This is a genomic window from Novosphingobium sp. P6W (assembly GCF_000876675.2).
Lineage (GTDB): Bacteria > Pseudomonadota > Alphaproteobacteria > Sphingomonadales > Sphingomonadaceae > Novosphingobium.
Genome location: NZ_CP030352.1, coordinates 1807587 through 1828865, shown reverse-complemented (window position 1 = coordinate 1828865; position 21279 = coordinate 1807587). Strand labels below are relative to the sequence as shown.

The following is a 21279-nucleotide window of genomic DNA, read 5'->3' as shown; positions in this document are numbered from 1 at the left end:
GGCGGAACACGTGATGCCTGCCTGTTTCGCGGCGTCACGGAGCGGCGCCTACGCCATCGCCTGTCTTGCTTCGCCGCGCTGCGCCCGCCGCGACATCGGCCTTGATCGCGGCGCCGTCAGCTGCCTCGCTGGGCGAGGAGGTAACCGATGTCCGCAACCAAGATCCTGTGGGGCCAGCTGCTGTCCGTTCTGGCCGTCACCTTGCTCGGCGTGTGGTCCGCGACCCAGTGGACCGCCCATGCCCTCGCCTATCAGGCCGCGCTCGGCCCGCCCTGGTTCCATCTGCGTTCCTGGCCGGTCTACCCCCCGCCCGCCTTCTTCTGGTGGTGGTTCTCCTTCGATGCCTATGCCCCGGCCATCTTCGAGACCGGCGCGGTCATCGCCGTCACCGGCGCGATGGCAGGGATCGTGCTCGCCATCGGCATGTCGGTGTGGCGCGCGCGCGAGGCCCGCAATGCCGAGACCTTCGGATCCGCCCGCTGGGCTCTCCCGCGCGAAGTGCGCAAGGCCGGCCTGCTCGCGGATCGCGGCGTCGTCCTGGGCAAGCTGGGCAAGGACTACCTGCGCCATGACGGCCCCGAGCACGTCCTGTGCTTCGCGCCCACCCGCTCGGGCAAAGGCGTCGGCCTGGTCGTCCCGACATTGCTCGCCTGGCCCGGCAGTTGCATCGTCCACGACATCAAGGGCGAGAACTGGCAGCTCACCGCCGGCTTTCGCGCGCGGCACGGACGGGTGTTGATCTTCGATCCCACCAATCCCGCATCGGCCGCCTACAATCCGCTGCTCGAGGTCCGCAAGGGCGAATGGGAGGTGCGCGACGTCCAGAATGTCGCCGACGTTCTCGTCGATCCCGAAGGGAGCCTCGAGAAGCGCAATCACTGGGAGAAGACCAGCCATGCCCTGCTCGTCGGCGCCATCCTTCACGTGCTCTACGCCGAGGACAACAAGACGCTCGCCGGGGTCGCCGCCTTCCTTTCCGATCCCGTCCGGCCGATCGACACAACCCTGCACGCGATGATGACGACGCGGCATCTGGGCCCGGGCGGCGTGCACCCGGTAATCGCCTCGGCCGCGCGCGAACTGCTGAACAAGTCGGAGAACGAGCGCTCGGGCGTCCTGTCGACCGCGATGTCGTTCCTGGGTCTCTACCGCGATCCGGTGGTGGCCGAAGTCACGCGCGGATGCGACTGGCGGATCGCCGATCTCGTCACCGGCGAACGCGCGGTCAGCCTCTACCTGGTCGTGCCGCCGTCGGACATCAGCCGCACCAAGCCGCTGATCCGGCTGATCCTCAACCAGATCGGCCGCCGGCTTACCGAGGAACTCGGCCCGGCCGGCGACCGGCACCGGGTCCTGCTGATGCTCGACGAGTTTCCGGCGCTCGGACGGCTGGACTTCTTCGAGAGCGCCCTCGCCTTCATGGCGGGCTACGGCCTGAAAGCCTTCCTCATCGCCCAGAGCCTCAACCAGATCGAGAAGGCCTACGGTCCCAACAACGCCATCCTCGACAACTGCCACGTGCGGGTCAGCTTCGCGACCAACGACGAGCGCACGGCGAAGCGGATCTCCGACTCGCTCGGCACCGCCACCGAGATGCGCGCGATGAAGAATTACGCCGGCCACCGGCTTTCGCCATGGCTCGGCCATCTCATGGTCTCGCGCAGTGAGACCGCCCGGCCCCTGCTCACCCCCGGCGAGGTGATGCAGCTTCCACCCGGCGAGGAGATCGTCATGGTGTCCGGGATCGCGCCCATTCGCGGGCAGAAGGCCCGGTACTATGCCGATTCGAACTTTCAGGAACGGGTAATCGCTCCGCCTGACATCGAGGCCGGCGACCCGGCGCAGCGACCGACGGACGACTGGTCGGCGCAGGCGGTGACCGCGAGCGTCGCACCGGCGCAGGCCGCGCAGGAGCCGGAGGTCCAGGTCTCGCCCGCGGAAGGCACGGATGCTCCGTCGGCGCAAGGCCCGTCGACCGATGAGGATGCCTCCGGTACGGCGGCAACGGCAGTGGCGGCGAGCGATGATGCCAATTCCGGCATACGCCGGGAGCCCGAGCTGGGGGAGCATGAGGACATCGCGCCTCGCCCCGGGAAACGGCGCGGCGAATTCGATTTCGATCGGGACGAGGCCGCCGATGACGCGGTGCGGGCCCAGGCGGTGCAGGCTCGGACAGGCTCGGATCGGGCCATGCGCGCCAACGCCCAGCGAGCCACGCTCGATCCCAACGACGGGATCGAGCTGTGAGCCCGCCGCGCATCAAGTACACCGTTCGCCTGCCGGCCGATCTGGCGCGCCAGGTCGCCGACCATGCCCGGGCCAGGCGCGCCTCGCAGACCGCCGTGATCGAGGCTGCCTTGCTCTCTTTTCTGTCGCCCGATGGATCCGACCGGCTCGAGGCCGCCGTTACTCGCAGGCTCGACCGCCTGACCCGGCAATTCGAGCGGCTCGAATGGCATGTGGATTTGTCGAACGAGACGCTGGCGCTGTTCATCCGGTCCTGGCTGACCAGTACATCGCCGCTGCCGGACAGCGCCTTGCAGGCTGCCCAGGCGATGGGCAAGGAACGCTGGGAAAGCTTCGTCGAGGCGCTGACGCGGCGCATGGAAATGGGCCCGCGTCTGAAGAGCGAGCTTTCTCATGAGGTCAGCAGGTCCGACTCCGGGTGAAATCGACTGTCGGACCGAGCAGGAGGCGCATGGCAAAGGTTGGAGACGCGACGCGCCCACCAGAGTGGGAAGAGTGCTGGAAGTGATGGTATGGGGCGGGCCGCCCCCATGTCCGCACCGCCGGCCATGCTCCTGGGCTGATAAGGAAGCATCTACGAGCAACCGCACTTTTGTATCGATTGGCAGGCGCAACGGCGCGCACTTCAGGATCGCCACAGCGTGCAACCCCTATCGGTAGGCGCGCATGTCGTGCTGCCTGTCATGGGGGGCGCGATAGTCGGCGATCACATCGACAACCAATCCAGCTCTGCGTCATCCATCGCTTCGAACATGCTGCCCTCGGCCATGCAGGCCCGCAGCCGGATGCGAACCGCCTCGGGATCGCCATCGAGCGGGAACTGGCGATCCGCCCGCGCTGCCTTCACCAGGCCTGCACGCAAACCCTCCTCTGGCTGACGCACCAGCCATCTCCCGAACGGTCCCCGCTCGGCCGGCGCCGCCGTGCGCCCCTCCACCTTCAACCGCGAGTCCTTGGGCGCCGGCGTGAACGCCCGGTAGTCGGTCGGCTTGGTGATGTCCTGCCAGGCCCCGCCGCCGCCGGCGATACGCCCGACCTCCCGCCGCAGGTTGGCAAGGACTGCCTCCTTGTCCGTCATCGCTTCCTTGTTCATCGCACCCGCCTCACGGCCTCCTTCCATGTTCGTTCATCGGGCCACGCCAGCTCGAAATCGCCTTGGGCCCAGCGCACCAGTCCCAGCTTGGCCGGCCGTATCTTCCTCTTCAGCTTCGATCGGCAAACCCGGCACCAGAAGCGTTGCTGGGCTGGCCCCAGCCGATCATCCCAACTGCGCCGATGGAAATGCCACCACAGCGTCTTCGTCTCGAAGCGTGCGCTGTGCCTGCAGGCGCAAACGGCCTCGATCGAGTAATGCAGCGTCGCCGCTTCGAAGATGCAGGTCGGAAGCATGAAGCCCTTGTCGGACCACTGCACGGGTCACTCCGGCGTCGGCAACGCGAGCTCGATCTGATCGTCGGCATCTGCCGCCAGTTCCTCGCCGCAGAAACGCAGGTCCAGCACCGCCATTTCGCCGTCGTCACGCCACATCTCAGCCTTCTCTCGCAGCCGGTGAAGCAGCGCCGGCACGAAATCGCGCAGCGCGGCCTGGTCATGATCGGTTGCGCCTTCGCGGTCAGCCATATGCAGGTACTGGCGTCCGAGGGAGAGCATAGCGTCGTCGGAAAGGGGGTGGGTCATAGGGAAGACCTTTCGCGAATCATCATCGCCCCCTCTTACATGTTCCACGTTTGTTCCGCTACCCGCCGAGGCAAGATCGGGCCAGTTGACTCCTCGAATGGTCTGCGCATCATGCCGGGATGTGCAACCTCTACCGCATGACCAGCGGCAACGCCGAAATTGCAAACCTCTTCGGCCGACCCGTCGTATCGGGAGCCAACTTCCCGGCCGAGGTTTATCCAGGCTACTCTGGTCTCGTCGTCGAGGGCGACAGCGTGCGCACGATGTCGTGGGGCTTCCCTCTGGTGCTCAAAAGCAAGAAGACAGGGGCGCCGCTCAAACCCAATCCGGTCAATAACACCCGTGAGGACAAGCTGCACACCGCTTTTTGGCGCGACAGCTTCGCCAAGCGGCGATGCCTGATCCCGGTGACGGCCTGGGCCGAGGCGGAGGGCGCAAAAGGCAGGATGACGCGCACCTGGTACTCGCTGCCGGAGCAGGACGTTTTCGCGGTCGCGGGGGTATGGCGCCCCACCTCGGAATGGGGCGATGCCTATTCGATGGTCATGGTCGACGGTTGTGAAATGATGGGAGACGTGCATGATCGCATGCCTACCATTCTTGCGCACGAAGACTGGTCACGCTGGATTGATGGCCCGCCCGAGGAAGCTTTCACGCTATGCCAAGTATGGGAAGGGCCCCTCGCTGTGGACCGAACGCCGGAGCCTTGGTTCAACGCTAGCGCGCGTACCGCTAGCGACGCCCGGCCGACGCTGCTCTGATAAGTTGATCTGCCCCCCGCTGAGTGGCCCAGAGACTATGATAGTCTGGACCATGAAAGGGGCATTGAATGCCGAGCAAGAAGCACAAGCCGGAAGAGATCATCGGCAAGCTGCGTGAAGTTGAGATTGTGCTAGCGCAGGGAGCCTCGACTGCCGAGGCATGCCGGCGGATCGCGGTCAGCGAGCAGACCTATTATCGGTGGCGCAAGGAATATGGCGGGCTGAAGACCGATCAGGCGCGGCGGATGAAGGATCTGGAGAAGGAGAACCAGCGGCTGCGCCGGGCGATCTCGGACCTGACGCTGGACAAGCTGATCCTGCAGGAGGCTGCACGGGGAAACTTCTGAGCCCCGCGCGGCGGCGGCGCTGCATCGATCAGGTACGACGGGATCTGCCAGTCCGGGTATCCGAGCGACGGATATGCCGGGTGCTGGGTCAGCATCGATCGACGCAGCGCAAGATGCCGCGCGGGGCAGATGACGAACAGGCACTGACCGAGGACATCATTGCATTGGCGAAGCAATATGGTCGTTACGGCTACCGCCGGGTCACGGCGTTGCTGTGCCATGCAGGGTGGACGGTGAACCATAAACGTGTCGAGCGGATATGGCGGCGTGAAGGACTGAAAGTCCCGCAGCGCCAGCCAAAGCGCGGGCGTCTATGGCTCAATGACGGATCGTGCATCCGCCTGCGGCCGGAATATCCGGGACATGTATGGGCCTACGACTTCGTCGAAGGGCGCACGCATGATGGCCGCAAGTTCCGCATCCTGACCATCATCGATGAGGCCAGCCGGGAGTGCCTGGCGCTCGTCGTGGCGCGTCGGCTCAGGCATGAGGATGTTCTGGCGGCCTTAGCCGACCTGTTCATCTCGCGCGGCCCTCCGGCACATATACGGTCCGATAATGGCAGCGAATTTATCGCGACCGCCGTCCAGCAATGGCTGGGGCAGATCGGCGTGAAGACGCTCTACATCACGCCGGGATCACCATGGGAGAATGGCTATAACGAAAGCTTCAACGGGTCGCTTCGCGACGAACTGCTCAACGGCGAGATCTTCTACAGCCTCGCCGAAGCCAAGGTGCTGATCGAAGCTTGGCGGCGGCATTACAACACCGTCCGCCCGCATAGCAGTCTGGGATACCGACCACCGGCACCGGAAACGGCGACACCGCCATATCCGGCCTCCGGTTCCGCTTCGCTCCACCTCCGTCCGGATATGGCGGCGATGGGCTTAATCCACTAACAAACCAAACGGTCCACTCGGTGGGGGCAGATCATACCATCGCGCCTGATGCGCTGGCGAAGCTGCAAGATGAACAGGCCCGCCGCGTGAAGGCGAAGATCGACTGGAAGGACGGCGATGCCGTTCTGGCGCTGGCGCGTGCGGGCAAAGAGAAGGCCCTTGCCGACGCTCTTAATCAGCATTTCTTCCGCCATCCGTTTGCCGAAGTCGCCAAGCAACTCGAAGCCGACGAGGCCGCAGGGAAATTGCCGTCATGGATGGCTCCTGCGACTTCCAACCTGCCCGCTCTGCAAGGTCCGGCGATAGAAGTCGTATCCTTGGATGACGAGTTGGACGCCGCTGAGTGACCTAGCGCCCCAACTCAGGGTGGCGGGTGCCTGCTCATGCCTGAACCGTGCGGCGTCCCTGGAGAACCACCGTTCGTTCGGGTCCGCAATTCGAATTCCTGAGAGTTCACTGGCGACGGGCAGTCCGAAATCGATCGTCCCGGAGTGATGGTGGGGGCTAGCCGTCATCCGCCGCCAGCGCTCGGATGAAGAAGCCCTGTTCGCAAAGGCGGAACAGCGCGAACGTGCGGCGGACATTCTGGTAGTCGGGCCCGGCGGTGACCCACTCTCGCAGCTGAAGCGGGAACTCCAAGCAGCAGGCGAATTTCTGCCGCTCCACATCCTCTACATGCTACCCTCCGGGGGCCGGCATACCGATTTTGTTGCGAGAGAAAAATGTGTGCCGCTCGGGCTGGTGATGGTCGCCTCCGAAAGCTGATCGGCCGCGTCCACTGCAGCGCATGGGGTTCGCTCACGCCTTTGGCCCGGCTTCGCCAGTCCAGTGGCTGACAGGTTTCAGAAAGGGAAAGGAAGGTGCGTCAAAACCGGACGGTTGCAACACCACCCACCGACGGCTTTGGACTGCCCCAAACCTGAAAGCTGTCCGGCAGGAAGGTCCCAGAACGACTGCTTCAAGCTGCTGGCGCTACCGCCACTTCAACCGATACCCGCGAGACTCTGTAAAGCGATACGCCGCCGCCGGTGGCTCGCGTCGGATTGAAGAGGGCTAGGTTAATGCCATCGCTTACCGAGCTGCGATAGACGACGCCGTCGAACCCAAGCTTCTTGATAAACTCGCACAGATATTGGCTTGGGATGTAGTCGATCGCCGCGCCCGATGGCAAAACCGGGCGCGTGAGCTCCTCGCCTAAGCGTTCAAGCAGCGGGAGATCGGCTCGTAGCTGGCCGATCGCACCTGGATCCTGAACGATGAACGGAGAAACTCCCTTACGCGGCGCACGCAAATCCACGGCACGGATGGGCGGAACTTCAAAGTTGGCAACGCACGCGATTTCGCCGGTATGCGGCCTCACTTCGGCAGCGGCCGTAGTCGCAGTAGAGCCGAGATACAGGTAGGGAATGCCAGCGGGATTTGCCCTACCATGGCTTGCCAAACGCTTTGGCGGAGGCCCCATTTCCGCAATCGGGTAATTGACATCGCCAGCGCGGATACGGGCGCGAAACCACTGCGTCGGCAAGTCGGTCGCGACGAGATAATCCAGCAGCTGGGCCAACCGATCCTTGTCGAAACTGACGTCAAGAAACCAGCGGTTCTGGTACATCATTTCGTCACGCAGGGTCTCCCACTGCATGAGCGCCTCACTCTTGTAGCTTGGCGAGGGAATGAACTTTCCCCGCACGATTTCGCCGTCATCGAGAATGTCGGCGAGCAGTTCCTTGGTGTGTGCCGCATCCATTCTGGGATGGGAAAACAGCTGCCAGTCCCGTTTCAGCCATTCGGCTATCGGTTCGCCATCTTCATGCGGCTCATATACGCTGATCAAAGGGCCGAACCAATCTGCCAGGGCAGAAGGCTCGATCAGTAGGGCATCTTGCGTCCCGCAATAGTTGCATTGCCCACTGGTCGCCCCAAGGAACGGGAATACTTGGTCGCGCAAATGGTGGTCGCCGAAACATTCCGGGCAGCACTGATGTCTGGCCATGACCCGCCTCAGGAAAGAAAGTCGGCAAGCGTCTCGATGTGATGGTTCATCGAGAGTTTCTTGACGTAGCCAAGCCCCGGAAAATGACCCTTGGCATGGAGATCGCGAAATTCCTTGATTGCCGAGGTTTCCAAAAGCTTAGAATTGCCGACCCCGAGCTTCGCGATCAGCTTTTCCAGCGCCTGTCCGAACTTGCCGGCGGGGTCGGTCGGAGTATCATTCGTGGTCGAAACGAAATGGTAGATATACATCACGTCGTCGCGCTCGGGGTCAATGTACGTGAGATGGATCGCGACTGCGTAGGCGGGGCCACCGCCTTCCGAGTAGCTGTCGCCCACCATGAGGAAATCGCCGAAGCCCTCCATGGCAAGGTCGCCGTAGGTGATGTGGAGTTCGGAGAACTCCTCCGAAGGGATCTTGGCATATTCCGAGTTCTTGAGCTTCTCGAAGCCATCGCGGACCAGAACCCGGCGCGCGGCCGCAAAGGGCTTGCGGTAGAGCGTGCTTGCATGCTTCTCAATGAAGACATGGCGGGTGTCCTTTAGACCTGCGCCAAGCTGCTCAGCCAAAGCCTTCTGTTCCCCGAAACCGGCATGGATAAATACCGGATCGTGTGCAGCGTGGGCTTCGAAAAGCGCGTAGGCATCTTCGAGGCTCATGTCGTCCCGAAGAAGTATGCCGGCAGATATCGCCGCATTGTCTGCAAACTCCTGGGCGAGGAGACCGGTAATACCGGTCCCGTTGTCCTGATGATCGCCGACGTAGGGATTGACGATGACGATCGCCTTGCCGTCCGCTTCGCAGACCGTCTGCAGGGCCCTATGTAGTCCCTTCAGAGTCTCCTTGACCGGTTCGATGATCGGCACAAACCCCGCTTGTGCCATTACCCCCGCTGTCTCTCGAATGGTGATGAGTTCGAACTGCTTGCCGCGAAAATAGGGATGATACATCGTCGGTTTATGCCCACTCCATCGCTATTTCGAGAGGTGTTTCGACCGCGCTGACGACGCGGTCGTGATCGCCGTGCCTGACCGGTATCGAAAGAGCTGCAGCTTGCAACGAGACCGGGAGGCGTGCAACAAGCTCTGCTAGAGGGACCAGAGAGCGTGTCCGTTTCAAAGTCTTGACCATTTCGCAGTGGACATCGGCCGGGTCCAGTTCGGCGAACAGCGCACGCAGCACGGCATGACGCCGCGTGTTCGGAACATCTGGCACGGTGATGCCGAGTGACTTTAAGATGGCCACGGCCTCGGCCGATCGCAGGGTCTCGAAGATGGTTGCAGGGCAAGTCCGCTCAGGCGCATCCACGGCCTCGCGCACTTGGGAAATCCGGTAGCGCCGCGACAGCATCAGGATGCCGACATCGCCGTCCAGCACCCGCTGGACACCTTCGATATGGTCTTCCCCGACAATGACATTAACCGTCGCAAAGACGCGCTTGTAGTTGGCGACCTGATTGACGAGGCGCGCGAGGGAATCTCGCTCGGACTTGATCTCATAGACGCTAGCGGTGCCGTTCAGGATGACGAGATCCGCCTTGCAGCCACCAGCGCGCACCTCGTTGAGCATCGAGGCGGTGCGCAGCGAGTGTTTGCCGAGCAGCACGTTCTTGGTGACCGCCGCGCGATAGACGTATTCGTTCCGGCTTCCTGCAGTCCGGAGGCGCGCAAAAGCAGTATCGAATGCCGAGCCGACGGTCGCCTCTTTTCCGCAGCGCTCTACAACGCCCGCCTGGTAAATGAGGCGGCTGAACAGGGGCGAGCGCCCCTTCCTGGCCATTTCCTGAAAAACGGCAGACGAGAACAGGCGATCAAGCGCGCTCAGTTCGGATAGCGACGACGTCAATTCAAAAGCTCCAAGTGACCGCGCGTCAGGACGCACTGTCATGCGAACGATCTAGACTAGTGCCTGCTAAGAAGCGACAATTTTCGGCGTTGGGATGCATCCGGATCCGCGCCGCGGTTTCGCTGACGGCATTTTTGCAAGTGCTGTGCGTGCTATCGCCTAACCTTGATGCGGGCCGGGTACCTGCTTTGTGCGCCAAGCGTCTCTGTCCCCGGACATCGTCCTAGCGATGCCCATGGCCTTGCCTCTAAGGGCGTAACGGAGCGCCATGTTGGCGGCAGTTGACACCCGCATCCAAGGCGGGGAACGACAGCTATCCTGATATTATTGCTCGGAAGCGGACTGACTGGAAAGTCCCATCTTTTGCCATAAATGAAGGCGCAATTCCGCGAACCCGATTTGGGCTCCGAAGCGTCTGCGATCATGACGCAAGCGGCATTCCGCCCAGCGTCTGGCCACCTCCGTATTGCGCCGAGTTTCCAGTTGTGATTCAATGGTGATAGGGGGAAGCGCTATCTTCCCGTCAGTGGATGTCGGTAGGAGGCGATTTGAAGATCATGCCAAAATTTCGGCGGAAATCCTTTCTTTTGGTTGCAGGAGAAACTTCGTTTGGCCCTCTTCATCACGTGACCATGACGGTCGATCAGGGCTATAGCGCCGATGTACCGCGGCTCGCCGACAGTCGCTTGGCTTGACGCATGCGCACCAATCTTGAACATCTATCCGCGCAGAAGCAACGTGAGCTTGATCGCGTCGTACAATTCATCTTCGAAGAATTCGATGATGCCTTAGCACTCGCTAAACATGAGTGGAAAAAGCGGGGGCGGATCGACAAAATCGTCCTGTACGGCAGCTATGCTCGTGGTGATTGGGTGGACGAACCACATACGGCAAAGGGCTACCAGTCAGATTTCGACATACTGATCATTGTCAATGACAAACGCTTGACCGATCGTGTTGATTATTGGCTGAAGCTTGAAGATCGATTTAATCGCGAATTGGCGATTACCCATGGCCTGAGAACACCGGTCAATTTTATTGTTCATTCACTGCAGGAGGTCAATGACGGGCTTGCCCATGGTCGATATTTCTTCATCGACTTGCGGCGCGATGGCATCGCGCTTTATCAATTTGACGACAGTGAATTGCATGTCGCCAAGCCAAAAACATCTGAAGACGCATTGGCGATGGCAAAAGAATATTTCCAAGATTGGCTTCCAACCGCTCAAAGCTTCTCGCGCAATGCCGGCTATGCAATTCGAGATGGAGATCTTAAACTTAGCGCCTTTCTCTATCACCAAGCCACAGAACGACTGTACCATTGCGTTTTACTTGTGAGCACTTTTTACACGCCGCACGTCCATAACATTGGATTTCTTCGCACCCAAGCCGAACGTCTTGATCGTCGCCTCGTGGATGTTTGGCCACGCGAACGCCGCGTCGATCAAACCGCGTGGGAAAGGCTCAAGGAAGCTTACGTGAAAGCGCGGTATTCGAAACACTATGAGATCAGCGCGGAGCAGTTGGACTGGCTAGCGAAACGAGTCGAGGAGTTGGGCGCAGTGGTTCACACCATTTGCACCGAACGCCTGTCTGCTCTTGAGGCCAAGGTGTCCTCCATCAACTGATTACGGGAACGACGCGCCATTACATGTGTCGGTAATTCGGTGCCATACCCCTCGCCGCAGATACGTTTGAGTGTCAGAATCTGCAGCATATCATAATGGAACTACGCCAGAACCTGTTTTACTTCGCTGTGTTGCGACGAACGCAGAACACTGTTGAGCTCGGCCATTTTCTGCGTCTTTTAATCGTCCCCGTCATTCCGGTCATTTTCGACCGGCGAACGAAACGGGGATACGATGGACACGCCATCCAGCCGATCACACGCCCAGGCACGTGGTGTTCGCATGCTGCGCACCGCGATGGGCGATGCCATCGCCGATTGGCTGTCAGACCCCGAAATCATCGAGATCATACTCAACCCGGACGGACGGCTGTGGCTCGACCGACTGGGAGCGGGAATGAGCGACAGCGGCGTAGCCCTTGGTGCCGCCGACGGAGAACGCATTATTCGGGTCGTGGCGCATTACGTCGGCATGGAGGTGCATGCTGGCTCTCCCCGCGTTTCTGCCGAGCTGCCTGAAGGCGGCGAACGCTTCGAAGGGCTCCTGCCGCCGGTCGTCTCCGCCCCCGCGTTCGCTATCCGCAAGCCTGCCGTTTCCGTCTTTTCCCTTGATGACTACGTCGGCGCTGGCATCATGAGCGCACGGCAGGCCGAGGCACTGCAGGTCGCGGTGGTCGGACGGCTCAACATCCTGGTCGCCGGGGGGACCGGAAGCGGCAAGACCACCCTCGCGAATGCTCTCCTCGCCGAAGTCGCCGCCACCGGCGATCGCGTCGTCCTGATCGAAGACACCCGGGAATTGCAGTGCACCGCCCCGAACCTGGTGGCGCTGCGCACGAAAGACGGCGTCGCCTCGCTCGCGGAGCTTGTGCGCTCCTCTCTACGGCTGCGCCCCGATCGCATCCCGATCGGCGAGGTGCGCGGCGCCGAAGCTCTCGATCTTCTCAAGGCCTGGGGTACCGGCCATCCCGGCGGCATCGGCACCATTCACGCCGGCAGCGCCGCCGGCGCGCTCCGCCGAATGGAGCAGCTCATACAGGAAGCGGTGGTCACCGTACCGCGCCAAGCCATCGCCGAGACCATCGGCCTTGTGGCCGTCCTTGTGCGCGACAGCGCCGGCCGCCGGCTTTCCGAACTCGCACGCGTGGATGGATTCGAACCTCTCACCGGCGACTACCGCCTCACCCTCCTGCCCTCACCTGACGGAGATTTTTGATGACCTCTCCTTTCCGTAATGGCGCACGACGTGCCCGCCGCATTTGCGCCGCCCTTTCCGCCAGCGCCGTGCTGCTCCCCGCCAGCGCCTACGCGTCCGGCTCATCCATGCCTTGGGAGGCACCGCTCCAGAGCATTCTGGAATCGATCGAGGGGCCCGTAGCCAAGATCATTGCGGTCATGGTCATCATCGTGACCGGCCTTAGCCTCGCATTCGGCGACACGTCGGGCGGATTTCGGCGGCTGATCCAGATCGTCTTCGGCCTCTCCATCGCTTTCGCGGCATCCTCGTTTTTCCTGTCGTTCTTTTCCTTCGGGGGCGGGGCACTGGTTTGATGGCCAGGACCGACGACATGCCAGGCTTCCACGCCCCCGTTCATCGCGCGCTGGCCGAGCCGATCCTGCTCGGCGGTGCGCCGCGCTCCCTCGCCATCGTCAACGGCACTCTCGCGGGCGCGGTGGGACTTGGCCTGCGGCTGTGGCTGGTCGGCCTCCTGCTCTGGGCAGTAGGCCACGCCCTTTCGGTCTGGGCGGCACGGCGCGATCCGCAGTTCGTCGACGTTGCCCGCAGACACCTGCGTTACCCCGTCTGGATGCAGCCATGATGTTCCTCCACGAGTACCGCCCACGCGCAGCCATGCTCGCCGACTTCCTGCCTTGGGCCGCGCTGGTAGAGGCGGGCATCGTTCTCAACAAGGACGGTTCGTTCCAGCGCACCGCGCGATTTCGCGGGCCCGATCTGGACAGTTCGACGCCTTCCGAACTGATCGCCGTGACCGCGCGGCTGAACAGCGCCCTGCGTCGCCTCGGATCGGGATGGGCGGTGTTCGTCGAAGCCCAGCGCCTACCAGCCCTCGCCTATCCCGACAGCACCTTCCCCGATCCCGTCTCCGCGCTGCTGGATATCGAACGGCGCGAACAATTCCGTGAGGCCGGCGCGCATTTCGAAAGCAGCTATTTTCTGACGTTGCTATGGATGCCGCCCGCCGAAGACGCGGCTCGCGCCGAAAGCTGGCTCTACGAGGGGCGGCGTAGCGATCGCGTCGATCCCCAAGAGATGCTCAAGGGCTACATCGATCGTACCGACCGTGTGCTGGGGCTCGTCGAAGGCTTCATGCCAGAAGTTGCCTGGCTCGACGATACCGAAACGCTCACCTACCTGCACTCGACGATCTCGACCAAGCGTCACCGCGTGCGTGTGCCCGAGACTTCGATGCATCTCGACGCCTTGCTCACCGATGAGGGGCTCACCGGCGGCCTCGAGCCAATGCTGGGCGACCATCATCTGCGCGTAGCGACGATCACCGGTTTTCCCATCGCGACCTTTCCGGGACTGCTGGACGAGCTCAACGCCCTGCCCTTCCCCTATCGTTGGTCGACCCGCGCCATCATGCTCGACAAGAGCGATGCGGCCCGCTTGCTGACGCGTATCCGCCGGCAATGGTTCGCCAAGCGCAAGTCGGTCGCGGCCATCCTCAAGGAAGTGATGACCAACGAAGCCTCGGTGCTGACCGATAGCGATGCATCGAACAAGGCAGCCGACGCCGATCTCGCTCTCCAGGAACTCGGCGCCGATCACGCCGGCATCGCACTTGTCACAGCCACCGTAACGGTGATGGACACCGACCCGACTATCGCAACCGACAGGCTGCGCCTTGTCGAGAAGGTCATTCAGGGCCGCGATTTCACCGTCACGACCGAGAGCCTCAATGCGATCGAGGCCTGGCTCGGATCGCTCCCTGGCCATGTTTACGCCAATGTCCGGCAGCCACCCATTTCCACGCTCAATCTCGCCCACCTGATCCCCCTGTCAGCTGTGTGGGCGGGGGCGGAACGGGACGAGCACTTCGGTGATGCCCCCTTGCTTTATGGCAAGACCGAAGGCTCGACCCCGTTCCGCTTGTCCCTTCATATTGGCGACGTCGGTCATATGCTGGTGGTGGGCCCCACCGGCGCCGGCAAGTCCGTCCTGCTCGCGACCATGGCACTCCAGTTTCGACGATACGAACAGAGCCAGGTGATCGCGTTCGACTACGGCGGCTCGATCCGTGCAGCGGCGATTGCCTGCGGCGGCGATTGGCAGGACCTTGGCGGCGCGCTGCACGGGATAGACGATGAGGGCGGTCCGAGCGGCGAGCAAATGGCCGGCACCAGCGTCAGCCTACAACCGCTTGCTCGGATCAACGACCAATCCGAGCGGGCCTGGGCCGCGGAATGGCTTGCCGGGATCCTGAGCCAGGAGGGCCTGCCGATTGATCCGGCGGCCAAGGACCATATCTGGTCGGCTCTGAACTCGTTGGCTTCCGCCCCCGTTTCTGAACGAACACTCACTGGCCTCGCGGTTCTGCTCCAGTCGCAGGCGATGAAGCAGGCACTTCTTCCCTATTGCCTGGGCGGACCCTGGGGCCGTCTCCTGGATGCAGACAACGAGAGCATTGGCAGTGCCTCGTTCATCGCCTTCGAAACTGAGGGCCTTGTCGGCTCGGGAGCCGCCGGTGCGGTGCTCTCCTATCTCTTCCACCGCATCGAGGCCCGCCTGGACGGTCGCCCTACGCTCATCATCGTCGACGAGGGCTGGTTGGTACTCGATCAACCCGCGTTTGCCGCGACTTTGCGCGAATGGCTCAAGACCCTGCGCAAGAAAAACGCCTCGGTCATCTTCGCGACGCAAAGCCTCGCGGACGTCGAGAGCTCGGCTATTGCCCCGACCATCATCGAAAGCTGCCCGAGCCGGGTCTTCTTGCCGAACCCTCGTGCTGCGGAGCCGCAGATCACGGCGATCTACGCGCGGTTCGGTCTCAATGCGCGGCAAATCGAGATCTTGAGCCGCGCCGCCCCCAAGCGCGATTACTACTATCAATCGCCGAACGGCAATCGCCTGTTCGAACTGGGCTTGGGAGAAGTCGCGCTTGCCTTCGCGGCCGTCTCCTCGAAGACCGATCAGAGCCGCATTTCCAGCCTGGTCGATGCGCACGGAAGCGAAGCATTCGCCGCGGCGTGGCTTCGCGAGCGAGGTCTCGACTGGGCCGCCCAATTGCTCCCCGAACGAGGCACGACGGCCCTAGCCGCGTCAATCAAACCATCGCTATTCCCGGAGGAGCCCTGACGATGAGTCCGTTCATGCTGCGCCGCGTCCTGCTTGCCGGCGCCTTTTCCTGCCTACCGATCACTGGCGCCATGCTTGCGTCACCGGCGAATGCGCAGTTCGGCGGGGTCGTCTACGATCCCACCAACTACGCATCGAACGTACTCCAGGCCGCTCGCGCCCTCCAGCAGATCAACAATCAGATTACCCAGATCCAGCAGCAGGCAAGCAGCCTCGTCAACGAGGCGAGGAACCTGGAAAGCCTGCCGGCATCGACCCTCACGACGTTGCAGGGCCAGGTCGAAAGTACCCGGGCGCTGCTCGGGCAGGCTCAACGCATCGCCTACAACGTGCAATCGATCCAGGGCGCATTCTCCGATCGCTACAAAGGCGCCGCCCTTCAAGGCGACCACGCCCGCATGATCGCCAACGCCGACGCACGTTGGCAGGACAGCGTCGGCTCATTCGAAGACGCATTGTCCGTCCAGGCGGGCGTCGTCGCCAATATCGGCGGCACCCGTTCGAGCATTGACACGTTAGTTGGAGCCAGCCAGTCGGCCAGCGGCGCGCTCCAGGCAGCCCAGGCCGGTAATCAGCTGCTGGCGCTGCAGTCGCAGCAACTCGCCGACCTCACTGCTGCATTGGCCGCGCAAGGCCGCTCGCAGGCGCTGGACGCCGCACGGGGGGCCGCGATCGAGGCCGAGGCCCGTGAACGCTTTCGCCGCTTCCGCACCGGAAATTGAGGTGCAGCCCAGCGTGAAGATCGCGGTGGTCGCCAGCATGGGAGGTATCGTCCTGGCCGTCGCTGCCATGCAAGCGAACCGCCGCGAGCACGCTCCCGTCGCGAGCGGCGCGTCGGCCGCCAAAACCGATACGTCTGAAATCTCGCGGCCGCCGCAACATTGCCGCAGTGCGACGACGCCGGATCCCCAATGCCAGGCCGCCTGGGAGGCGCATCGGCGCCGCTTCTTCGGCAACCGGGAGCCCGCACAATGAACGACACGGGTGTTATCGATAGCTTTCTGGCGGTCTTCACCAGCTACATCGACAGCGGCTTCGGGTTGCTGGGAGGTGAGGTCGGCTTCCTGTCCTCCACCCTAATCGGGATCGACGTCACCATAGCCGCCCTGTTCTGGGCCTGGGGTGCGGATGAGGATGTGCTCCAGCGACTGGTCCGCAAGACCCTCTACATCGGAACCTTCGCCTACATCATCGGCAATTTTTCTTCACTCGCGAACATCCTGTTCCAATCCTTCGCAGGCCTCGGCCTCAAGGCCAGCGGCGATGCGATCGCACTCGCCGAGTTCCTGAAGCCAGGCACCGTCGCAGCGACCGGTCTGGACGCCGCCCAGCCCCTGCTCGATGCCACGGCCGATCTGCTCGGCCCAGTGGGCCTGTTCACCAATTTCGTCGAGATCGTCGTGCTGCTGGTGGCCTGGCTTGTGGTGGTGATGGCCTTCTTCATTCTCGCCGTACAGGTCTTCGTTACCATCATCGAATTCAAGCTGGTGACCCTCGCCGGTTTCGTGCTGCTCCCGTTCGCCTTTTTCGGTCGCACCGCTTTCATGGCCGAACGCGTTCTGGGTCATATCGTATCATCGGGCATTAAGCTGCTGGTCCTTGCGCTGATCACCGGCATCGGCACCACCCTGTTCGCTCAGTTCACCGGGGCCGCGATGCCGGCGGAGCCAAACCTCCGGCAGGTCATGGCCCTCGCATTGGCCGCCCTGACATTGCTGGGTCTTGGCATCTTCGGGCCCGGTATCGCCAACGGCATCGTCTCGGGCGGTCCTCAGCTGGGCGCAGGCGCCGTTGCGGGGACGGCCCTGGTCGCCGGCGGCACCCTCGCAGCGGGCGCAGCCGGTGCCGGAATGGCAGCGGGCGCGGCTAAGGCCGCCGGAGTCGCTGGCGGCCAGATGGCAGGTGCGGCAGCACGATCCGGCGCCAAGGCAGCGGGCGCTGCGAAAGGCGCCTATGCTGCGGGCGCTGCGGGCCGATCCGGCGCAAGCGCCATGGTCAGGGGCACGATGGCAACGGCGAGCACCGCCTTGCGCAGCACGGGGGAAACCGTGACGTCGCCGCTGCGCAGCGCCGCCACTCGGGTAGCGCAAAGTCTGGGCGCGCAGTTCCGCGCCGGCACCGGAGCCGGGGCAGCCGCAGCCAGCCGCGCGGACGCGCCGGAGGCGAACGCGCCCTCGCCGGTGCCCGAGACAACAGCTCCGGCCCCAACCGCTCCCCCGGCATGGGCCGGCGCGATGAAACGATCTCAAAGCGTGGCGCATGGCACTTCCATGGCCGCGCACAGTCTCAAGGCCGGTGACAGCCACGGCGGCGGCGCCGGTCCCGACATCCGCGAGAAGGACTGACATCCGATGTTCAAACGTTCCTCCATCCGCTACGGGCGCCAGCCCGAGCCGGTCACGCCGTACCAACGAGCCGCGCAGGCTTGGGACGATCGCATCGGGTCTGCCCGGGTTCAGGCGAGGAACTGGCGGCTCGCTTGCCTGGCGTCTCTCGCATTATCTGGCGGACTGGCCGGTGGGCTGGTCTGGCAGTCGGCCCGTGGCACAATCGTCCCGTGGGTCGTTGAGGTCGACAAGCTGGGCGAGGCGCGCGAAGTCGCACCTGCTCAAGCTGGTTACCGCCCCACCGATCCGCAGATCGCATTCCACCTGGCCCGTTTTATCGAAAACGTTCGCTCAGTCCCTGCGGACGCCGTGATCCTGCGCCAGAATTGGCTGCGGGCCTACGACTTTGCGAGCGACAAGGGTGCCCTCGCCCTGAGCGACTATGCCCGCAGCAACGATCCATTTGCCCTCGTCGGCAAAAGCCAGGTCGCGCTGGACGTATCCAGCGTGATCCGAGCCTCTCCGTCGAGCTTTCGCGTCGCCTGGACTGAGCGCCGCTATCAGGATGGAGCCTTGGCACAGACCACCCGCTGGTCGGCTATCGTGACGGTCGCGCTGCATCCCCCCCGCGACGCCGATGGTCTTCGCCGCAATCCGCTTGGCATCTTCGTCGATGCCCTTAACTGGTCGAAGGAACTCAGCCAATGATCTCCGCAGCTGCAAGACTTTCCTCTCGATCGACGTTCGCCGCGATTGCAGCGGTCGCCGCCGCACTCGCTGCGCCGGTGCGGGCGACACCGGATCGCGAGCAAGCGATCCACCTCGACGAGGCACGATCGCGATCATCGCCGGAAACCAAGCCTTCCGTTTCATTTGCGCCTTTGAGCGCCGACAGGCCCGGGGAGAGGATCGGCGCTGCGAACGCCTTGGCCCGTATAGAGCCCGATCGCGCAGGCTGGATCAACGCGATCCAGCAGTATGCCTATAGCGATGGTGCGTTGTACCAAGTCTACGCAGCCCCAGGACAGGTCACCGACATCGCCTTGCAGGACGGCGAGGCGCTCGTCGGACCGGGACCGGTCGCCGCCGGAGATACCACACGCTGGATCATTGCCGATACGGTGAGCGGCTCGCCGGCCGCGCGCAACGTCCACATCCTGCTCAAGCCTACCCGTCCGGACATCGCGACAAATCTGGTGATCAACACCGACCGCCGGACTTATCATCTTGAGCTGCGGGCTACTTCAGCCACCTACATGGCCGGTGTCTCGTGGACTTACCCCGCAGATCAGCTCATTGCCCTGCGCACGGCGGCTGAGACGCTGGAGCGAACGAGACCGATTGCGCAAGGGATTGATCCGGCCGCTCTCAATTTCGCGTATGCTATCGACGGCGACCGTCCAGCCTGGCGGCCCGTTCGGGCATTCGACGACGGTAGGCAGGCCTACATCGAGTTTCCGATCGGCATCGCCACCGGCGAAATGCCACCCCTTTTCGTGCTCGGTGAGGATAGCGAGGCCGAACTCGTCAATTACCGGGTCCAGGGCCGCTTCATGGTGGTCGATCGCCTCTTCGGGAAGGCCGAACTGCGGCTCGGCGGAAAGAAGGGCGCGCAGCGGGTGCAGATCGTGGCGGGCACCGACCAAAAAAATCGGCGGCATCGGCCATGATGGATGGCGCAACAGACAAAGCGGAGCCCGTGCCCGTCTCCGTGGCAGAAGATCTCGCGGCTTCGCCTGCCACCGGAGCCGAGGCGAACGATGCGTTCAAGCTGCGCCGTGATCCTCCCAAAGTGATGCGGCTTTCCCGCAAGGCACTTGCCGCGATCGGCGCCTTTGCCGGTCTCTCGATCGGCGGGGCACTGTTATATGCGCTGCGGCCGGTGACGCATGATCAGACGGAAAACCTGATCGACACCGAGGCCGTCAACAAACCCGATGCCCTGATCGGCGCGCCGGCGGAATACACGAACGTTCCTCGCCTGGGACCGCCTTTGCCTGGTGACCTCGGGCGGCCGATCCTGTCGGCTCGGGCCAAGGGCCGGGACGCACCGGCTACATCCAGCGGGTCAGCAGCACAAGCAGGATATGCCAGTCATTCGACACTGGCTGCCCAAGCAGAGGAGCGCCGATCGCAGGAGCGCAATTCCGCCCGCGTCAGCCAGATATTCGTCGGCAGCGCAGCGCCAGCAGGACCGCAGACCATTGCCGCGATCGCCGACACCGCCCCTGCTTCGGTCCCGGCACCAGAGAATTCCAACGACAGCGCTCAAACGGGGCAGACTGCCTTCCTGAAGATCAAGCCCGACGGGGTCGCCATGAGCACAGCGCGCATCTCCGCTCCCGCATCACCCAATGTCCTTCAGGCCGGCAGCATAATCCCTGCGGCGCTCATCACTGCAATCCGTTCGGACCTGCCCGGACAGATTACGGCCCAGGTCACGCAAAACGTGTACGACAGCCCGACCGGGCGTATTCTGCTCATACCTCAGGGCTCGCGGCTCGTCGGGGAATACGACAGCGCCGTGGCAGCCGGTCAGACCAGGGTACTTCTCGCATGGGACAGGCTCATCTTCCCTGATGGCAACTCCATACTCCTCGATCGCCTTCCTGGCGCCGATACGGCCGGGATGGCGGGACTGACGGACAGCGTCGACTACAACTGGGGCGGCATCTTCAAAGCTGCGCTGGTCTCGACCATGCTCGGTGTCGGAACCCAGCTTGCTACCCAAAGCGACAACGATCTTGTCGCCGCGCTGCGTTACGGGACTCAGGACACGGTCAACCAGACCGGCCGCGCCCTCGTCCAACGGCAGGCGGGCCTGTCGCCTACACTGAGCATCCGATCAGGCTATCCCGTACGGGTGCTCGTTACCCGCGATCTCGTTCTTGATCCTGCAGAGGGAGGATATTGATGGCACGGCTCAGGCTGGGTCCGATTGAAGACGACAAACCGGTGAAGATCTCGATTGAGTTGCCGGCATCGGTACACCGCGACCTCCTCGCCTACGCGCAAGCCCATGCTACGGAGACTGGCCTCATTAAGGCCATGCCCGTCGAGCGCCTCATTCCGCCAATGATCGAGCGGTTCATGGCTGCGGATCGCGGCTTCATCCGCCGTCCGAAAAACGGCTAAATGCCTTTATGACAATAAAGTGACTTGTACCGAATCTCAAAGATTGACAAGTTGTCGGAGTAACGTGGCTTCCAGCCGCGTATGCGCGACCGGGTTACTGGTG

At 63.0% G+C, this 21279-nt stretch carries 24 protein-coding genes; 17 read left to right on the top strand and 7 right to left on the bottom strand.

What is annotated here, in order from left to right; genetic code table 11:
- Window positions 1-147: 147 nt before the first annotated feature.
- Both TQ38_RS08855 and TQ38_RS08850 read left to right on the top strand, forming a co-directional pair.
- Window positions 148-2247, top strand: a complete 2100-nt coding sequence (locus TQ38_RS08855; RefSeq protein ID WP_043973254.1) for a conjugal transfer protein TraG — start codon at window positions 148-150, stop codon at window positions 2245-2247.
- Entirely contained in the window at window positions 2244-2669 is a 426-nt protein-coding gene (locus TQ38_RS08850) for a ribbon-helix-helix protein, CopG family (RefSeq protein WP_043973257.1), read from the top strand. The genes TQ38_RS08855 and TQ38_RS08850 overlap by 4 nt, the downstream gene beginning before the upstream one ends.
- Before the next feature lie 284 nt (window positions 2670-2953).
- Here the strand turns inward: TQ38_RS08850 and TQ38_RS30880 are convergent, their stop codons facing one another.
- From TQ38_RS30880 to TQ38_RS08835, 3 genes are read right to left on the bottom strand one after another with little or no spacing between them, the layout of a single operon-like run.
- The gene (locus TQ38_RS30880) at window positions 2954-3340 is read right to left on the bottom strand and encodes a hypothetical protein (RefSeq protein WP_240197832.1); all 387 of its coding nucleotides are present in this window, start codon (window positions 3338-3340) and stop codon (window positions 2954-2956) included.
- Window positions 3337-3660 carry a hypothetical protein gene (locus TQ38_RS08840; protein WP_052505614.1) on the bottom strand — a complete coding sequence of 108 codons (324 nt, stop codon included), beginning with the start codon at window positions 3658-3660 and terminating at the stop codon, window positions 3337-3339. Before TQ38_RS08840 ends, TQ38_RS30880 begins: the two co-directional genes overlap by 4 nt.
- Window positions 3661-3663: 3 nt before the next feature.
- Window positions 3664-3924 (bottom strand): hypothetical protein, encoded by a 261-nt coding sequence (locus tag TQ38_RS08835; protein WP_043973258.1) that lies wholly within the window; start codon window positions 3922-3924, stop codon window positions 3664-3666.
- 119 nt (window positions 3925-4043) lie between these two features.
- On the opposite strand from TQ38_RS08835, the gene TQ38_RS08830 reads away from it, so the two are divergent.
- The 3 genes from TQ38_RS08830 (at window position 4044) to TQ38_RS08820 (ending at window position 6278) form a co-directional block, all read left to right on the top strand.
- Window positions 4044-4685: an SOS response-associated peptidase gene (locus tag TQ38_RS08830; protein WP_043973260.1), complete on the top strand. Its 642-nt coding sequence runs from the start codon at window positions 4044-4046 to the stop codon at window positions 4683-4685.
- A 68-nt stretch (window positions 4686-4753) separates the two neighbouring features.
- Window positions 4754-5931, top strand: a protein-coding gene (locus TQ38_RS08825) for an IS3 family transposase (RefSeq protein WP_113941902.1) whose coding sequence is annotated in 2 segments (ribosomal slippage) — window positions 4754-5018 and window positions 5018-5931 — 1179 coding nt in all. Because the reading frame shifts where the segments join, the coding sequence is not laid out codon by codon here.
- Window positions 5932-6017: 86 nt separating this feature from the next.
- Entirely contained in the window at window positions 6018-6278 is a 261-nt protein-coding gene (locus tag TQ38_RS08820) for a hypothetical protein (RefSeq protein WP_162792229.1), read from the top strand.
- 157 nt (window positions 6279-6435) lie between these two features.
- Here the strand turns inward: TQ38_RS08820 and TQ38_RS31285 are convergent, their stop codons facing one another.
- The 4 genes from TQ38_RS31285 to TQ38_RS08800 all read right to left on the bottom strand — a co-directional run bounded on the left by TQ38_RS31285 (window position 6436) and on the right by TQ38_RS08800 (window position 9808).
- Window positions 6436-6570, bottom strand: coding sequence for a hypothetical protein (locus TQ38_RS31285; protein ID WP_255417941.1), 135 nt, complete (start codon window positions 6568-6570; stop codon window positions 6436-6438).
- 319 nt (window positions 6571-6889) lie between these two features.
- Window positions 6890-7921: an RES family NAD+ phosphorylase gene (locus tag TQ38_RS08810; RefSeq protein WP_043977836.1), complete on the bottom strand. Its 1032-nt coding sequence runs from the start codon at window positions 7919-7921 to the stop codon at window positions 6890-6892.
- Between the two features lie 8 nt (window positions 7922-7929).
- Window positions 7930-8871 carry a sce7725 family protein gene (locus TQ38_RS08805; RefSeq protein ID WP_043977834.1) on the bottom strand — a complete coding sequence of 314 codons (942 nt, stop codon included), beginning with the start codon at window positions 8869-8871 and terminating at the stop codon, window positions 7930-7932.
- A 7-nt stretch (window positions 8872-8878) separates the two neighbouring features.
- Window positions 8879-9808 carry a sce7726 family protein gene (locus TQ38_RS08800; RefSeq protein ID WP_043977833.1) on the bottom strand — a complete coding sequence of 310 codons (930 nt, stop codon included), beginning with the start codon at window positions 9806-9808 and terminating at the stop codon, window positions 8879-8881.
- 656 nt (window positions 9809-10464) lie between these two features.
- On the opposite strand from TQ38_RS08800, the gene TQ38_RS08795 reads away from it, so the two are divergent.
- The 12 genes from TQ38_RS08795 to TQ38_RS08740 all read left to right on the top strand — a co-directional run bounded on the left by TQ38_RS08795 (window position 10465) and on the right by TQ38_RS08740 (window position 21176).
- Window positions 10465-11394 (top strand): nucleotidyltransferase and HEPN domain-containing protein, encoded by a 930-nt coding sequence (locus TQ38_RS08795; RefSeq protein WP_043977831.1) that lies wholly within the window; start codon window positions 10465-10467, stop codon window positions 11392-11394.
- 234 nt (window positions 11395-11628) lie between these two features.
- Window positions 11629-12609: a P-type conjugative transfer ATPase TrbB gene (gene trbB / locus TQ38_RS08790; protein ID WP_043977830.1), complete on the top strand. Its 981-nt coding sequence runs from the start codon at window positions 11629-11631 to the stop codon at window positions 12607-12609.
- Complete coding sequence (locus tag TQ38_RS08785; RefSeq protein ID WP_043977828.1) at window positions 12609-12944, top strand: TrbC/VirB2 family protein; 336 nt, start codon at window positions 12609-12611, stop codon at window positions 12942-12944. Before trbB ends, TQ38_RS08785 begins: the two co-directional genes overlap by 1 nt.
- Window positions 12944-13213: a VirB3 family type IV secretion system protein gene (locus TQ38_RS08780; protein WP_043977827.1), complete on the top strand. Its 270-nt coding sequence runs from the start codon at window positions 12944-12946 to the stop codon at window positions 13211-13213. The genes TQ38_RS08785 and TQ38_RS08780 overlap by 1 nt, the downstream gene beginning before the upstream one ends.
- Window positions 13210-15714: a conjugal transfer protein TrbE gene (gene trbE / locus TQ38_RS08775; RefSeq protein WP_043977825.1), complete on the top strand. Its 2505-nt coding sequence runs from the start codon at window positions 13210-13212 to the stop codon at window positions 15712-15714. The genes TQ38_RS08780 and trbE overlap by 4 nt, the downstream gene beginning before the upstream one ends.
- A gap of 2 nt (window positions 15715-15716) precedes the next feature.
- Window positions 15717-16436: a P-type conjugative transfer protein TrbJ gene (trbJ, locus tag TQ38_RS08770; protein ID WP_043977823.1), complete on the top strand. Its 720-nt coding sequence runs from the start codon at window positions 15717-15719 to the stop codon at window positions 16434-16436.
- Complete coding sequence (gene trbK-alt, locus TQ38_RS08765; protein WP_162792228.1) at window positions 16402-16689, top strand: putative entry exclusion protein TrbK-alt; 288 nt, start codon at window positions 16402-16404, stop codon at window positions 16687-16689. The genes trbJ and trbK-alt overlap by 35 nt, the downstream gene beginning before the upstream one ends.
- Window positions 16686-18059, top strand: coding sequence for a P-type conjugative transfer protein TrbL (gene trbL / locus TQ38_RS08760; RefSeq protein ID WP_043977821.1), 1374 nt, complete (start codon window positions 16686-16688; stop codon window positions 18057-18059). Before trbK-alt ends, trbL begins: the two co-directional genes overlap by 4 nt.
- Window positions 18060-18065: 6 nt before the next feature.
- Entirely contained in the window at window positions 18066-18749 is a 684-nt protein-coding gene (gene trbF, locus TQ38_RS08755) for a conjugal transfer protein TrbF (RefSeq protein ID WP_043977819.1), read from the top strand.
- Window positions 18746-19711, top strand: a complete 966-nt coding sequence (gene trbG / locus TQ38_RS08750; protein WP_043977818.1) for a P-type conjugative transfer protein TrbG — start codon at window positions 18746-18748, stop codon at window positions 19709-19711. The genes trbF and trbG overlap by 4 nt, the downstream gene beginning before the upstream one ends.
- The gene (locus tag TQ38_RS08745; RefSeq protein ID WP_370059800.1) at window positions 19711-20955 is read left to right on the top strand and encodes a TrbI/VirB10 family protein; all 1245 of its coding nucleotides are present in this window, start codon (window positions 19711-19713) and stop codon (window positions 20953-20955) included. Before trbG ends, TQ38_RS08745 begins: the two co-directional genes overlap by 1 nt.
- Complete coding sequence (locus TQ38_RS08740; RefSeq protein ID WP_043977816.1) at window positions 20955-21176, top strand: DUF2274 domain-containing protein; 222 nt, start codon at window positions 20955-20957, stop codon at window positions 21174-21176. The genes TQ38_RS08745 and TQ38_RS08740 overlap by 1 nt, the downstream gene beginning before the upstream one ends.
- The last annotated feature ends 103 nt before the right edge of the window (window positions 21177-21279 follow it).